This is a genomic window from Pseudomonas sp. JC1203, from assembly GCF_056175065.1.
Genome location: NZ_JBWCAM010000018.1, coordinates 49,133 through 62,278 on the forward strand (window position 1 = coordinate 49,133; position 13,146 = coordinate 62,278).

13 protein-coding genes are annotated in these 13,146 nt (G+C 66.4%); 6 read left to right on the forward strand and 7 right to left on the reverse strand.

What is annotated here, in order from left to right:
• Positions 1-335: 335 nt before the first annotated feature.
• Positions 336-1,277, reverse strand: a complete 942-nt coding sequence (locus AC0SZ7_RS23915; RefSeq protein ID WP_475506691.1) for a LysR family transcriptional regulator — start codon at positions 1,275-1,277, stop codon at positions 336-338.
• A gap of 86 nt (positions 1,278-1,363) precedes the next feature.
• Between AC0SZ7_RS23915 and AC0SZ7_RS23920 the strand changes: the two genes are divergently transcribed.
• Together AC0SZ7_RS23920 and AC0SZ7_RS23925 are read left to right on the forward strand one after the other, a co-directional pair.
• On the forward strand, positions 1,364-2,416 hold the full coding sequence (locus AC0SZ7_RS23920; RefSeq protein WP_475506692.1) for a Gfo/Idh/MocA family protein: 1,053 nt from the start codon (positions 1,364-1,366) through the stop codon (positions 2,414-2,416).
• A 54-nt stretch (positions 2,417-2,470) separates the two neighbouring features.
• Positions 2,471-3,403 carry an AEC family transporter gene (locus AC0SZ7_RS23925; RefSeq protein ID WP_475506693.1) on the forward strand — a complete coding sequence of 311 codons (933 nt, stop codon included), beginning with the start codon at positions 2,471-2,473 and terminating at the stop codon, positions 3,401-3,403.
• Position 3,404: 1 nt separating this feature from the next.
• Here AC0SZ7_RS23925 and rarD read toward each other — a convergent pair whose 3' ends face one another.
• The 4 genes from rarD to AC0SZ7_RS23945 all read right to left on the reverse strand — a co-directional run bounded on the left by rarD (position 3,405) and on the right by AC0SZ7_RS23945 (position 7,958).
• On the reverse strand, positions 3,405-4,292 hold the full coding sequence (gene rarD, locus AC0SZ7_RS23930) for an EamA family transporter RarD (RefSeq protein ID WP_475506694.1): 888 nt from the start codon (positions 4,290-4,292) through the stop codon (positions 3,405-3,407).
• A 187-nt stretch (positions 4,293-4,479) separates the two neighbouring features.
• Complete coding sequence (locus AC0SZ7_RS23935) at positions 4,480-6,018, reverse strand: EAL domain-containing protein (protein WP_475506695.1); 1,539 nt, start codon at positions 6,016-6,018, stop codon at positions 4,480-4,482.
• Positions 6,019-6,331: 313 nt separating this feature from the next.
• Positions 6,332-7,261 carry a LysR family transcriptional regulator gene (locus AC0SZ7_RS23940; RefSeq protein WP_475506696.1) on the reverse strand — a complete coding sequence of 310 codons (930 nt, stop codon included), beginning with the start codon at positions 7,259-7,261 and terminating at the stop codon, positions 6,332-6,334.
• Between the two features lie 154 nt (positions 7,262-7,415).
• A complete protein-coding gene (locus AC0SZ7_RS23945; protein ID WP_475506697.1) occupies positions 7,416-7,958 on the reverse strand; it encodes a cysteine hydrolase family protein in 543 nt (180 codons plus the stop codon).
• 320 nt (positions 7,959-8,278) lie between these two features.
• Between AC0SZ7_RS23945 and AC0SZ7_RS23950 the strand changes: the two genes are divergently transcribed.
• Together AC0SZ7_RS23950 and AC0SZ7_RS23955 are read left to right on the forward strand one after the other, a co-directional pair.
• Positions 8,279-8,905: a LysE family translocator gene (locus tag AC0SZ7_RS23950; RefSeq protein WP_475506698.1), complete on the forward strand. Its 627-nt coding sequence runs from the start codon at positions 8,279-8,281 to the stop codon at positions 8,903-8,905.
• 115 nt (positions 8,906-9,020) lie between these two features.
• Positions 9,021-10,289 carry an aspartate carbamoyltransferase gene (locus tag AC0SZ7_RS23955; RefSeq protein WP_475506699.1) on the forward strand — a complete coding sequence of 423 codons (1,269 nt, stop codon included), beginning with the start codon at positions 9,021-9,023 and terminating at the stop codon, positions 10,287-10,289.
• Positions 10,290-10,315: 26 nt separating this feature from the next.
• Here the strand turns inward: AC0SZ7_RS23955 and AC0SZ7_RS23960 are convergent, their stop codons facing one another.
• A complete protein-coding gene (locus AC0SZ7_RS23960) occupies positions 10,316-10,876 on the reverse strand; it encodes a GNAT family N-acetyltransferase (RefSeq protein ID WP_475506700.1) in 561 nt (186 codons plus the stop codon).
• 33 nt (positions 10,877-10,909) lie between these two features.
• Positions 10,910-11,452, reverse strand: a complete 543-nt coding sequence (locus AC0SZ7_RS23965) for an LEA/WHy family protein (protein WP_475506701.1) — start codon at positions 11,450-11,452, stop codon at positions 10,910-10,912.
• Positions 11,453-11,635: 183 nt separating this feature from the next.
• Between AC0SZ7_RS23965 and AC0SZ7_RS23970 the strand changes: the two genes are divergently transcribed.
• A complete protein-coding gene (locus tag AC0SZ7_RS23970) occupies positions 11,636-11,920 on the forward strand; it encodes a hypothetical protein (protein ID WP_416423570.1) in 285 nt (94 codons plus the stop codon).
• Positions 11,921-11,932: 12 nt separating this feature from the next.
• Positions 11,933-13,072, forward strand: a complete 1,140-nt coding sequence (locus AC0SZ7_RS23975; protein WP_475506702.1) for a PQQ-dependent sugar dehydrogenase — start codon at positions 11,933-11,935, stop codon at positions 13,070-13,072.
• The last annotated feature ends 74 nt before the right edge of the window (positions 13,073-13,146 follow it).

Sequence of the window (13,146 nt, forward strand, 5' to 3'; positions counted from 1 at the left end):
CTGTTCTACCGCTTTTGGCGGAGTTTCTGCACTGGTATTGGACAGGGTAGCTGCCCGTTGTTAGCAAATGGTGCATTGTGTGCACCAACGGATCCAATGAAAAGGGGATCCTGACACCGCGGTCGAAAACCATTAGAAAGAAGTGTGCCAATTGTTGCACCTTCGTACCAGAATTGAATAAAAGGTCAGGAATACCTCGATTCCCACGGCCGCGACACCGCTGCGTAGCCGCTGCCGCCAGGCTGCGCTGGCCAGCCGGTACACTGAAGATCTCCAGCGTGGGCAAGGGCCAGCGCAGCCTGCGGCAGCGGCTACGGTGGGTTAGCGGGGTGTAATTATGGCATCAGCAGGGTTTGCGGGCCGTGGGTGAGGGCTTCCTTGAGGAATTCGATACACACGCGAATCTTCTCCGACTCGCCCCCGCGCGCGGTGGTCACCGCCCACACGTCCGCCGGCTGGCGGTAGCCGGGCAGCACCTGCACCAGGTCGCCGGCCTTGAGGCTGGCGGCCACGTCCCACACCGAGGCCATGATGATGCCGTAGCCCTCGTGGGCCCACTGGCGCACCACGTCGCTGTGGTTGGAGGCCATGGGCCCGGTGACCTTCACGCTTTCCTCGCCAGCGCTGCCGTGCAGGCGCCACAAGCCGAAGCGCTGGTCGCGCTCGCGGAACAGCAGGCAGTCGTGCTGGGCCAGTTCGGCCAGGCTGCGCGGGCTACCCATGCGTTCTATATAGGCGGGGGCGGCGCAGAGAATGCGGTAGCTGCTGGTGATGCGGTGGGCGATCAGGTGCTGTTCCAGCACTTCGCCCACGCGAATGTCGATGTCGAAGTTCTCGGCGATCAGGTCGGCGCGCCGGTCCAGCAGTTCCAGCCACACCTCCAGCGCCGGGTAGCGCTGGCGCAGGCGCGCCATCACCGGCGCGATGTACTCGCGGCCCAGGCGCAGGCTGGTGCTGATGCGCAGGGCGCCGCGCGGCTCGTTGCGCACCCCGGACAGCGCCTGCAGCATGTCGTCGACGTTGCCCAGCAGGGTCTGCGCCCAGGTGAAGGCGGTCTCGCCGTCGGCGGTAATGTTGACCCGGCGCGTGGTGCGCTGGAACAGCTTGACCCCCAGCGACGCCTCCAGCAGCGCGATGCGCTTGCTCAGGTGGGCCGGGGAGATGCCGCTTTCCTGGGCCGCCGTGACAAAACTGGCATGGCGGGCCACGCTGCAGAAGAGCTGCAGGTCGCGCAGGAAAGGCTCATTATTCGCTAATTGCGCATTCTGAATCTTCATAATGGCGGATTATGTCCTGATCGCGATTGATTAAGCTATGGCCATTGCTCAGCCAGAATAATCCCCAAGAATAATCAGAGAGCCATATGTCCCTTCTTCGCATTGCCGTAGCCGGCGCCGGTGCCATCGGCCACTTCCATATCGAACAGATCCAGGCCAGCCATGAATGCCAACTGGCGGCCATTGTCGACCCATCGCCCGCCGCGGTGGAATTGGCCGCGCGCCTGCACGTGCCGCTGTTCACCTCGCTGGACGCGTTGTTCGCCGAGTTCCGCCCCGACGGCGTCATACTCGCCACGCCCAACCCCCTGCACGTGCCGCAGGCGCTGGCCTGCCTGGCTGCGCGGGTGCCGGCGCTGGTGGAAAAACCCCTGGCGCATACCCTGGAGGAGGGCGAGCGCCTGTACGCGGCCAGCCGCGCATCGGACACACCGTTGCTGGTTGGCCACCACCGCGCCCACAGCCCGATCCTGGCCCAGGCCCGGCAGGTGATCGCCGATGGCCTGCTGGGCAACCTGGTGGCGGTCATGGGCACGGCGCTGTTCTACAAGCCCGATGAATACTTCGCTGCTGGCCCGTGGCGCACCCAGGTGGGCGGCGGGCCGATTTTGCTCAACCTGATACACGAGATCGGCAACCTGCGTTCGCTGTGCGGTGAGATCGTCGCGGTGCAGGCCATGGCTTCCCATGCCACCCGCGGCTTCGAGGTGGAAGACACGGTGGCCATCAGCCTGCGCTTCGCCAGCGGTGCGCTGGGCAGTTTCCTGCTCTCGGACACCGCCGCCAGCCCGCGCAGTTGGGAGCAGACCAGCGAGGAAAACAAGACCTACAGCCACTACGATGACGAGGACTGCTACGTGATCAGCGGCACCTTCGGCCAGCTGTCGGTGCCCACCATGCGCCTCAAACGCTATGGCCGCGACGAGGATCGTTCGTGGTGGAAGCCGTTCATCAGCGAGCAGCTGCGCCAGGACCGCGCCGACCCGCTGGCGCGCCAGCTGGCGCATTTCTGCCAGGTCATTCGTGGCCAGGCGCAGCCGCTGGTGAGCGTGCGTGACGGGCTGCAGAACCTGCGGGTGGTGGAAGCCATCGCCCAGGCGTGCCACAGTCATGGGCAGGTCGAGGTGCGCCAGGATTGATCACGATGCTCCCGTAGCAGCGGCCGCAGGCCGCGTCCAAAAGGAAACCAGTCGTTGCTAGACGTGCTCGCCATCACCGCACCGATCTTCATCATCATCGCCCTGGGCTACCTGGCCACGGCGCTCAAACTGCTGAGCCGTGAACAGGTGCGCGGCGTCGGCACCTTCGTCATCGTCTTCTGCCTGCCGGCGCTGGTGATCCGCGCGCTGGCCCAGCGGCCCATCAGCGAGGTGTTCAACTACCACTACCTGCTGGCGTACGGCCTGGCCTCGCTGGGCAGCTTCGCCGTGGGGTTCCTGGTGTTTCGCCGTGTGCGCCAGGCCAGCGTGGCCAACGCCGCCATCGCCGGCATGGGCATGTCGGTGTCCAACAGCGGCTTCATCGGCTACCCCATCGCCGCCATGGTCGCCGGGCCCCCAGCGGTGGTGGCGCTGGCGCTGGGCATGGTCATCGAGAACCTGGTGATGATCCCCCTGGCGCTGGCCATGGCCGAGGCGGGTGAGCAGCAGGGCGGCTCGGCGCGCCGGGTGATTCTCGAAACCCTCAAGCGCCTGGGGCGCAACCCGTTGATCGTGTCTATCATCGTCGGTGGCGCGCTGTCGCTGGCGCGGGTGCAGATCCCGGTGGCGCCGCTGAAGGTCATCGACATGCTGGCCCAGGCCTCGGCACCGGCGGCGTTGTTCGTGATCGGCGGTGTGCTCTACGGCACCAAGGTGCGCGGCCAGTTGCAGGAGCTGGGCTTGATCAGCGCTGGCAAGCTGCTGGTGCACCCCCTGCTGCTGGGGCTGCTGTTCTGGCTGCTGGCGGACGTGCCGGCGCCAATGATGCTGGCCGGCGTGGTGATCGCCAGCGCGCCGATGATGAGCGTCTACCCCATCATGGGGCAGCGCTTCGGGCTTGAGGGGCGCTGTGCGGCGGCGCTGGTGCTGACCACGCTGGCGTCATTCCTGAGCATTAGCGCGGTGTTGTTGCTGGTGCATCCTTGAGTTACATGCTGCGCCTGCGCGAGCGCACCAGGTGCTTGAAGCCTTCAATGATCAGCACCACCACCGCCAGCCAGATCGGGATATACGTCCACCACTGGTCACGGGCGATGCTTTCGCCCAGCAGCAGCGCCACGCCCACCAGCAGCACCGGTTCCACGTAGCTGAGCAGGCCGAACAGGCTGAACGGCAGCAGGCGGCTGGCCATGACGTAGGACACCAGCGCCAGGGCGCTGATCATGCCCAGCACCGGAATCAGGCCGTACAGGGCCGGGTGCTGGAGCATGTCGGTGGCCGAGAGGGGGCCGGTGGTGACGAACCAGGTGGCCGGGATCATCATCAGGCACATGTCGGTCCACAGCCCGCCCAGGTGGTCGGTCCGGCATTTGCGCCGCAGCACGAAGTAGGCCGGGTAGCCGGACGCCACCAGCAGGGTCTCCCAGGCGAAGCTGCCGTGCACCCACAGTTCATGGCCCACGCCGCACAGGGCGAAGCCCACCGCCACTTTCTGCAGGTACGACAGGCGCTCGCCGTAGACCACACGCCCGGTCAGCACCATGGTCAGCGGCAGCAGGAAGTAGCCCAGCGACACCGGCAGGCTGCGGCCATGCAGCGGCGCCCAGAGGAACAGCCACAGCTGCACGCCCAGCAACGACGCGGTACCGATGCTGCCCAGCAGCAGAATCGGCCGCTCGCGCATGCGCTTGAGCAGGCCCACGGCCAGCTTGAAGTCGCGGGTGATCAGCAGGAACAGCGTCACGCAGGGCACGGTCAGGAGGATGCGCCAGCCGAAGATTTCTTCGCCGGTGAGCGGGGTGAGCAGCGAGGTATAGAAGTACATCACGGCGAACAGGCTGGACGCTGTGACGGACGAGATGATGCCTTTGGACAAGAGAGCCTCTGGAGCGCGGGGTGGAACGGGCAGGTAAGGGCGGCAATGATCTCATTGTGGGGCGGGGCGTGTCACCAAAATGGGGCGCTATGCTCCATTTTGTAGCAGCGGCCGCCAGGCCGCGTGATAGGCGCCGCGGGCTGCCAGGCCTATTTCGGTGGGGGGCGGACGCAGCCTGCGGCAGCTGCTACGGGTTATGCAGGCTTTGCAGGAAGGCGTCGATGGGCATTGGTTTGCCGAACAGGTAACCCTGCAGGAATTCCACCCGCCGCTGCACCAGGTACTCGCGCTGCACCTCATCCTCCACGCCCTCGGCGACGATGCCCAGGTCGAGCTTGCCGGACAGTTCAATGATGCTGTCGACGATATGCCCCGACAGCGCGTCCTTGCCGATGGTGGCGACGAAGCTCTGGTCGATCTTCAGGTAGTCCACCTTGAACTCGCGCAGGTAGGCCAGGCTGGAATGGCCGGTGCCGAAATCGTCAATGGCGATCATCACGCCCAGGTTGTGCAAGGCTTCGAACAGCTGGTGGGTCACCGCGCTGGGGCGGATCAGTTCGCGCTCGGTCAGTTCCAGCACCAGGGTGATGCGCCCGGGCGGAAAGCCCTGCAGGAAGTCGCGGCAGTCGTCCAGCAGGGCCAGGTCCTGGCAGTGCTCGGCGCTGATGTTGATGCCCAGGTGGAAGTCGTCTTCCAGCAGGTCGGCGTGGGGGCGCAGGTCATCGGCGACCTGGCGCATCAGGCTGCGGGTCATGGGCACGATCTGCCCCGAGTGCTCGGCGAAGGGGATGAACAGGTCCGGCGGCACCAGGCCTTCGCGCGGGTGCTGCCAGCGCATCAGCACCTCGGCGCCGGACCAGCGCCCGGTGAGGCTGCGCACCACCGGCTGGTAATAGGGCAGGAACTCGTTGGCCTCCAGCGCCCGGGCGAGCTCTGCGCGGTGCGACTGCGGGCGGTTCAGCAGCCAGTGGCACAGCCCGGCTGCCAGGGCCGCGAGCACCACCAGCAGGGCCACCAACAGGGGGTATTGGCCGCTGACCCAGCGCCAGGCTTCACCGCTGGGGTAGCCGCTGCTGACGCTGAGCGGGTAGCGGCTGGAGGTGAGCTGCGTCGGCGCCACGGCGAAGGCTGGCGCCGGGGCGTCGTGCACCTGGCCGTCGGGTGCCAGCCAGCTGTTGCCCACTTGCAGCAGCACGGTCTGCTCGCGGCCGATCATGCGCAGGGCGTTGGCCAGGTGGTAGCCGTCGAGGGTGGCCAGGGCAGTCTGGTCATCATCGAAGGCGCGGTACACCAGCAGCGCGTGGCCAGGGGTGACCGGGTTGCCGTCCATCAGCCACAGGTGGCCGTCCACGTAATCGCCAGGGTTGATGGGCTCGCTGAACTCGCCGAACAGCGAACTGCAATACAGGTGGTCGTTCAGCGCCAGGTTGGTGGAGCGCACGAAGGGCCGGCGGGTGACCTGCTCGCGCAGCGCCAGGGTGGCCTCGGCGCAGGGCTGGCCGGCCAGGGGCAGCAGGGCGTTGGCGGATTCGGCGACGTTGTCGAGCATCAGCTCGAACTGCGCCAGGGCCTGTTCGGTGGTGTGCTGGGCGTTGGCGGCCAGGTCGCGCTCGGCCTGCCAGTACAGAATACCCAGGCCCAGTACCAGCGGCAGCGCCCCGGCAAGCCAGGGGGCCAGCAGGCGCAGGGGGCGTGGCGGGCGTGGCGTTTTGGCGAAGAACGGCATTGGGCGGCTGGAATCCTTTTAGGGCCGGATGCCAAGCATGATAGCCGCTTTCCCTTGTGGGAGCTGGCTTGCCAGCGAGCTTTTATGGCCCCAACAACTCGCTGGCAAGCCAGCTCCCACAGGTTGTAGCAGCTGCCGCCAGGCGGCGTCTTGCATGCGCGGTGCATCAGGCTCACCGCGGCGCCCGGGAGTGAATGCATATACCCCTTAAATTGCGTTGCCTGCATCGCGGCCAAGGCCGGCTCCTACCACGAACGGCGTAGGAGCCGACTTTAGTCGCGATGCAGACAACGCGCTCTCAAGACAGTTGCTGTTACGGGGCGGGGGGAGCGGCGGTTGCCTTGGCCGTCAGCTGCTCGCGGCAGTAGTCGGCGAACAGCTGCGCCGGCTTGGTCAGTTGCCCGCGCTTGAGCCAGGCGGCCACCAGCCCCGAGCCCGTGACGTCCTCGACGATGTCCACGCACACCACCTTCTTGCCGTCGTAGGTGCATTCCGAGTGCGGGCGGGTGACCAGTATCGAGAAGCCGAAACCCTGGCCGACCATGCCGCGCACCATTTCGATCGAGGGCGAGCTGAAGGCGATGCGCGGGGTGAGGCCCAGTTCTTCGAACAGGCTGACGAAATAGGTACGGCTGGGCTGCACGTCGAGCAAAATCATCGGCTCGGTGGCCAGGTCGCGCAGCGATACTTGCGGCTGCCGGGCGAAGCGGTGGTCGGCCGGCAGCAGGGCGTAGGGGCGCTGGGCCGGCATCAGCGGTTCGGTTTCGATGGTGCTGTCCAGGTCGTGCTTGTAGAGGATGGCCAGGTCGAAGCTGCCCGAGGTCAGGCCCTGTACCAGCTCTTGCTGTTCGCCGTCGCGGATGCGGATCTCGACGCCGGGGTAGAGCGCGCTGAAGCCGGCGATCAGTTGCGGCAGGTACAGCGGTGCCACGGTTTCGAAGCAGCCGATGTCGATCTGCCCGGCCACCACGTCATTGTCGGCCAGGGCGTTCTGTTCGAACTCGCGGGCCATGCGCAGCAGTTCCTGGGCCTTGCGGTAGAAGCGCGCGCCGCTGGGGGTGAGGGACACGCCCTGGGCGTGATGGCGGATCAGCAGTTGCACGCCGAAGCTGTCTTCCAGCGCCTTGATGGCAGTGGAGATCGACGGCTGGGCGATGTACAGCTTGCGCGACGCCTCGGCGACGCTGCCGTATTCGACGGTGGTGATGAAATACTTCAGTTGACGCAGGTTGTAGGCAGCCACGGCGGACCTCGATGTTGGCAAGTGGCAGGCAACCAGCAAGTCGCGTACCACGGCTCCAGACCAGCTGGAACAATACCAACCCCGAGGGCTGCTGTGGGGGGCTTGCAGGCCAGTATTTTCATGGCCTGCAAGCAGGTTTTTTATCGCCAGCGCTTCAGAATTGCAGCTCTGCGGCCGCCGCCACGCGGGCGATAGGGCCATGCAGGGTCTGGTTGTGGTGGGCGATGATCACCTCGGCGGCCAGCAGGTCGGTGTCCATGCAGCTGTGCCCGTCGGCCACCAGCACCGGCTTGAAGCCCAGCTGCGCGGCGGCGCGGCAGGCGCTATCGACGCAGTATTGGGTCTTGAGGCCGACGATCACCAGGTCTTCCACCTGTTCGGCCTTCAGCCACTGCTCAAGGTCGGTACCCTGGAAGGCGCTGGAGGCCTGCTTGTCGAACAGGCGCACGTTGCCGTGCGAAAGGTTCAACTCGGGCGCCACCTGCCAGAACGGGCTGCCCTGGGCGATGGGGGAACCGTCTGGGCCGGTGTGGCGCACCGCCAGGATCGGCGCGCCAGCGGCCTGGGCCTTGGCGATGACCTGATTGATAGTGGCCAGCAGGCGCTCGCCTTGCCAGGGCTTCTGCGGCCCGTGGATCAGACCTACCTGGACGTCGACGATCAGCAGGGCAGGGCGGTTCAGCTTCAATGCAGCCATGGTGTTTCTCCTTGAAATAACCAGCGCCGGTGCGGCACAAAAAAGGCCCCGACCATTGCTGGCGGGGCCTTGGGTGTTGCGTGTCAGGTGTTGCTCACGCCTCGCCGCACGGCCCGCCGGTGGCGGTCGTGGTGGTACGGGTCGAGGTGGTGCGCAGGGCGTTGTTCATGGCTTTACGGTGCCCTATGCCGGGCGGGGACGTCAACCCGTGGAAGATGAAACTCGACTGCTCGGGTGAAATTGCCCCTCACTGTTATGGGACGCCATGCCCGGCTACGCGTACGCTGGCGGTTCAATTTCCAAGGCAAGGACGCAGCACCATGATCTCCCTCGATACGCTGCCGGTGTTTTTCCTGGCCGTGATTCTGTTGCTGCTCTCGCCAGGGCCGAACATGGCCTTCGTGCTCGGCCAGGCCATCGCCCGGGGTTGGCGCGGTGGCCTGATGGCGGCGCTGGGCATCACCATCGCCGACCTCAGCCTTGCGGTGTTGACCGCCACCGGCGTGACCGCGCTGGTGGCCAGCTGGCCGCCGGCGTTCGACCTGATTCGCTATGCGGGGGCGCTGTACCTGCTGTGGCTGGCGTTCAAGACCCTGCGCGGTGGCGGCCTGGGCGCGCTGAACAGCCGCGAGCAGCTGCCGCTGGCGCGCATCCTGTTTTCGGCCACGCTCAACAGCCTGCTCAACCCCAAGGCGCTGCTGTTCTTCATGGTGTTCCTGCCGCAATTCGTGGAGCCTGCGCGTGGCCAGGTGGGCTGGCAGCTGATTCAGCTGGGGGTGATGCTGGCGCTGACGGCCACGGTGTTTCATTCGTTGCTGGCGGTGTTCGGCGCGGCCATTTACCGGCGGCTGGCGGCCAACGGGCGCTGGGCCAAGGTGCAGTCGCTGGGGCTGGCAACGGTGCTGACCATGCTGGCAGTGCGCCTGGCGCTGTTGAACCGCCCTTGAGAGGAAGGGGCAGGGTGTAGCAGCGGCCAAAGGCCGCGTCCTAGAACACCGCTTGCATCAGCCAAGGCACGCGCGGATAATCCGCAGCGTGTATATCCAGCCGAGTCCGCCCTCCATGTCCCAACAAGTTTTCCTGCGCGATGCCATGCGCCGTCTCAACTTCACCCGCGACGCCCTGGCGCAGCGCATTGGCGTGTCTCGCCGGGCGCTGGACAGCTGGTTGCTGCCGGACGAGTCGCCGGAAATGCGCAAGATGCCCGACATCGCCCAGCGCTTCATGCTGGAGATTCTGAAAGGTGTGGCGCTGGATACACAGGGTGTACACATTCACGCCGCCAACAGTGAAATGGGTCATCACCTGCTGTCGGTGGACGGCTATACCCGTGACTCGGTCGAAGACCTGCTGCGCGTGGCTGACATCATGCAGCCCATCGCCCGCCGCCAGAAGACCACTCGCGTGCTGGAAGGCGCGGTGCTCGCCAACCTGTTCTTCGAGGCCAGCACCCGCACGCGCCTGAGCTTCAGCTCGGCGTTCGCGCGCCTGGGCGGCTCGGTGTGCGACACCACCGGCTTCACCTTCTCGTCCATGGCCAAGGGTGAGTCGATCCACGACACCAGCCGTGTCATCGCCGGCTACGCCGACGCCATCGTGGTGCGCCACCCCGACCTGGGCGCGGTCGCCGAATTTGCCCAGGCCACCCACGTGCCGGTGATCAACGCCGGTGACGGCCCCGGCGAGCACCCCAGCCAGGCGCTGCTGGACCTGTACACCATCCAGCGCGAATTCTCGCGCCTGGACAAGCTGATCGACGGCGCGCACATCGTCTTCGCCGGCGACCTCAAGTACGGCCGCACCGTGCACTCGCTGAGCAAGCTGCTGGCGCTGTACCGCAACCTGCGCATCACCCTGGTGTCGCCGCAGTCGCTGATGCTGCCGACCCACCTGGTGGAATACCTGGCCAGCCACGGCCACCACGTGGAGCAGTCCCACGACCTGCACACCGCGCTGAAGGGCGCCGACGTGGTGTACGCCACGCGCATCCAGAAGGAGCGTTTTGCCCAGGACGAGACCCTGGAAGGCTACAGCGCCGATTTCCAGATCAATCAGGCCCTGGTCAACGCCACCTGCGGCCCGCACACGCTGATCATGCACCCGCTGCCGCGCGACTCGCGCCCGGGCGCCAACGACCTCAGCGTGGACCTGAACCACGACTCGCGCCTGGCCATCTTCAAGCAGACCGACAACGGCATCGCCGTGCGCATGGCCATCTTCGCCACCCTGCTGGGCGTGGAGAACCAGGTGCAGCATTCGCTGCGTGAAGTGGGCTGGCGCGTGCCGGTGTACCTGGGGCCGGAAGAGGATATGCCGTACCGCGATCAATGATCGTTGGACGCGGCCTTTGGCCGCTGCTACAGGTTTTGTAGCAGCGGCCGATGGCCGCGTCGCCACTCCTCGCGGCGCAATTCCCATAACTGGCGCTGCAGCCTCCCGCATACGAATTCCCCCTCGGCCTCACCCACCAGCCGCATGCCCTCGCGCTCCGACACCCGTCGCGAGCCAGTATTGGCCACCGCCTTGGGCACCCGCAGCACGGGCCGGTCCAGTACCTCGAACCAGTAGCGGGTCACCGTGCCACAGGCTTCACTCATGTAGCCCTGGCCTTGCCAGGCGGGCGCCAGCCAGAAGCCTCGATGATTGTCCGTTTGATCCATCAGGCCGATGCAGCCGATCAAGTGCTGCGGTGCGTTGCGCAGGCGAATCGCCCACTCCCAGTGCTTGCCCGCCGCCATGGCCGGCAGCACGAAATCCCGCACCCAGGTGATGGCGCCATCGGCGGGGTAGGGCCACGGCACGTGGCTGTCGAGGTAGCGCACCACTTCCCACTGGGGAAACAGGCGCTGGATGTCGGCGGCGTCGCTCAGTTGCAGCGGCGTCAGCAGCAGGCGTTCGGTGTGCAGTTCAGGGGGCATGGCGGGGACTCCGTGTCAGTCCCCGCAGTGTAATCAAGGGGTGGCGGCAGGCCAACGGCTGTTCTTGTACGGGTTCTGCGACGGCTGCGGGGCGCTGTCGCCCGCCAGCGGCGCCAGCGACAGGGTGCCGTGGTCGCTGAAGCGCACGGTGCCGAACACGCCGTTGGCCAGCTTGCCATGCAGCTCGTAGGGCAGGTTGTCCAGCGACTGGGTCTGGCTCAGGCCCAGGGTCTGGCGCAGCACGCTGAAGGCGGTGACGCTGACCGGCACGGTGACGATGGTCTCGGAGAACCGCGCCAGGGTGCCGCTTTCATTGCTGACGCCCGAGGCCAGCGGGCGGCCGTTGACGTCCAGGTTCAGGGCCACGCCGTTGTAGGTGTAGCTGTCTTCATTGGGGTTCTGCAGGCGGATCTTCACCGCGAAGCGCACTTCCAGGTCCTGGCCCTGCAACGGCTCGATGCCCACCACGTTGATGTTGATCGGGTCCTGGGGCGGCAGCAGGGCGCAGGCGCTCAGGCCCACCACCAGCATCAGCAGCAGGTAGTGGCGCAGGGCGGGCAGTACGAATCGACGCATGTTCACATTCTCGAGACAGGTGTTGTTGTCTGCGTCAGACCACCGCCAAGGCCCCGCGTTCGCCGCAGTAGCCCGATGCTGGCCACAAAATGTTACGACTCTGACGCAGGTTTCATCGAACGCTCATCCAGGCAGCGGTTCCAATGGGCCTATAGTCAGGATTCGTCAACGGGAGAAGGCACCATGCGAGCATTACCGCCCATCCTCGCCCTGCTGCTGGCCGCCACGGCCGCCAGCGCCTGGGCCGACACCAGCAACCCCTACAACAGCGCCGTGCGCCGCGCCAACCCCAACAGCATGCAGGGCACCCGCCCGGTCACGCCCACCTCGCCGGCCCTGCGCCAGCAGGTCAACCCCAACCCGCCGACGCTGCAGAACGGCGGCATCGGCAACGGCAACAACCTGCGCAGCACCCCCGCCAAGCCCGACTTTGACAGCCAGCGCCCCGCGCGCGATGACAACCGCTGAAAGGAATAGCCCATGCTTCGTCAGATTCTGTTGAGTGCCTTGCTAAGCCTGCCCCTCGCCGTGCACGCCGCCACGGCGCCTGCCACCTACCCCAGCGAGCAGGGGCCCTTGAGCGTTACCCCGGTGGCCGAGGGCCTGCACCACCCCTGGGCCCTGGCCTTCCTGCCCGACCACAAGGGCTTCCTGGTGACCGAGCGCCCGGGCACCCTGCGGGTGGTCAGCCCCGAGGGCAAGCTGTCGGCGCCCATCAGCGGCGGGCCCAGCGTGTGGGCGCACGGGCAGGGCGGCCTGCTGGACGTGGCGCTGTCGCCGCAGTTCAAGGAAGACCGCCTGGTCTATTTGTCCTTCGCCGAGGCCGGGCCGGACGGCAAGGCCGGCACCGCCGTGGGCCGCGGCAAGCTGTCGGATGACCTGACCCACCTGGACAACTTCCAGGTGATCTTCCGCCAGCAGCCCAAGCTGTCCACCGGCGAGCACTTCGGCTCGCGGTTGGTGTTCGACCGCGACGGCTACCTGTTCATCGCCCTGGGCGAGAACAACCAGCGGCCCACCGCCCAGGACCTGGGCAAGCTGCAGGGCAAGGTGGTGCGCATCTTCCCCGACGGCCGCGTGCCCGACGACAACCCCTTCGTGGGGCAGAAGGGTGCGCGCCCGGAGATCTGGTCCTACGGCCACCGCAACCAGCAGGGCGCGGCGCTGAACCCCTGGACCGGCACCCTGTGGACCCACGAGCACGGGCCACGCGGTGGCGACGAGATCAACGTCATCGAGCGCGGGCAGAACTACGGTTGGCCGCTGGCTACCCACGGCATCAACTACAACCTGGCGCCGATACCCGAGGCCCAGGGCAAGACGCTCAAGGGCGCCAAGGATCCGCTGCACGTATGGGCGAAATCCCCGGCCATCAGCGGCATGGCATTCTACGACGCCGAGCGTTTCAAGGCCTGGCAGCATGACCTGTTTATCGGCGCGCTGGCTGACCAGGAGCTGATCCGCCTGACCTTCGACGGCGACAAGGTCAGCCACGAGGAGCGCCTGCTGGGCGGCCTGAACGCGCGCATCCGCGACGTGCGCCAGGGCCCGGACGGTTTCCTCTACGTGCTCACCGATGCGGACGATGGGCAGTTGCTTAAAATAGGATTGCAGCAATAACCCACCCCGTAGCAGCTGCCGAAGGCTGCGTCATGGCCAGCACGGTGCATCAGGTAGTGCGCGTGGGGGCCGGG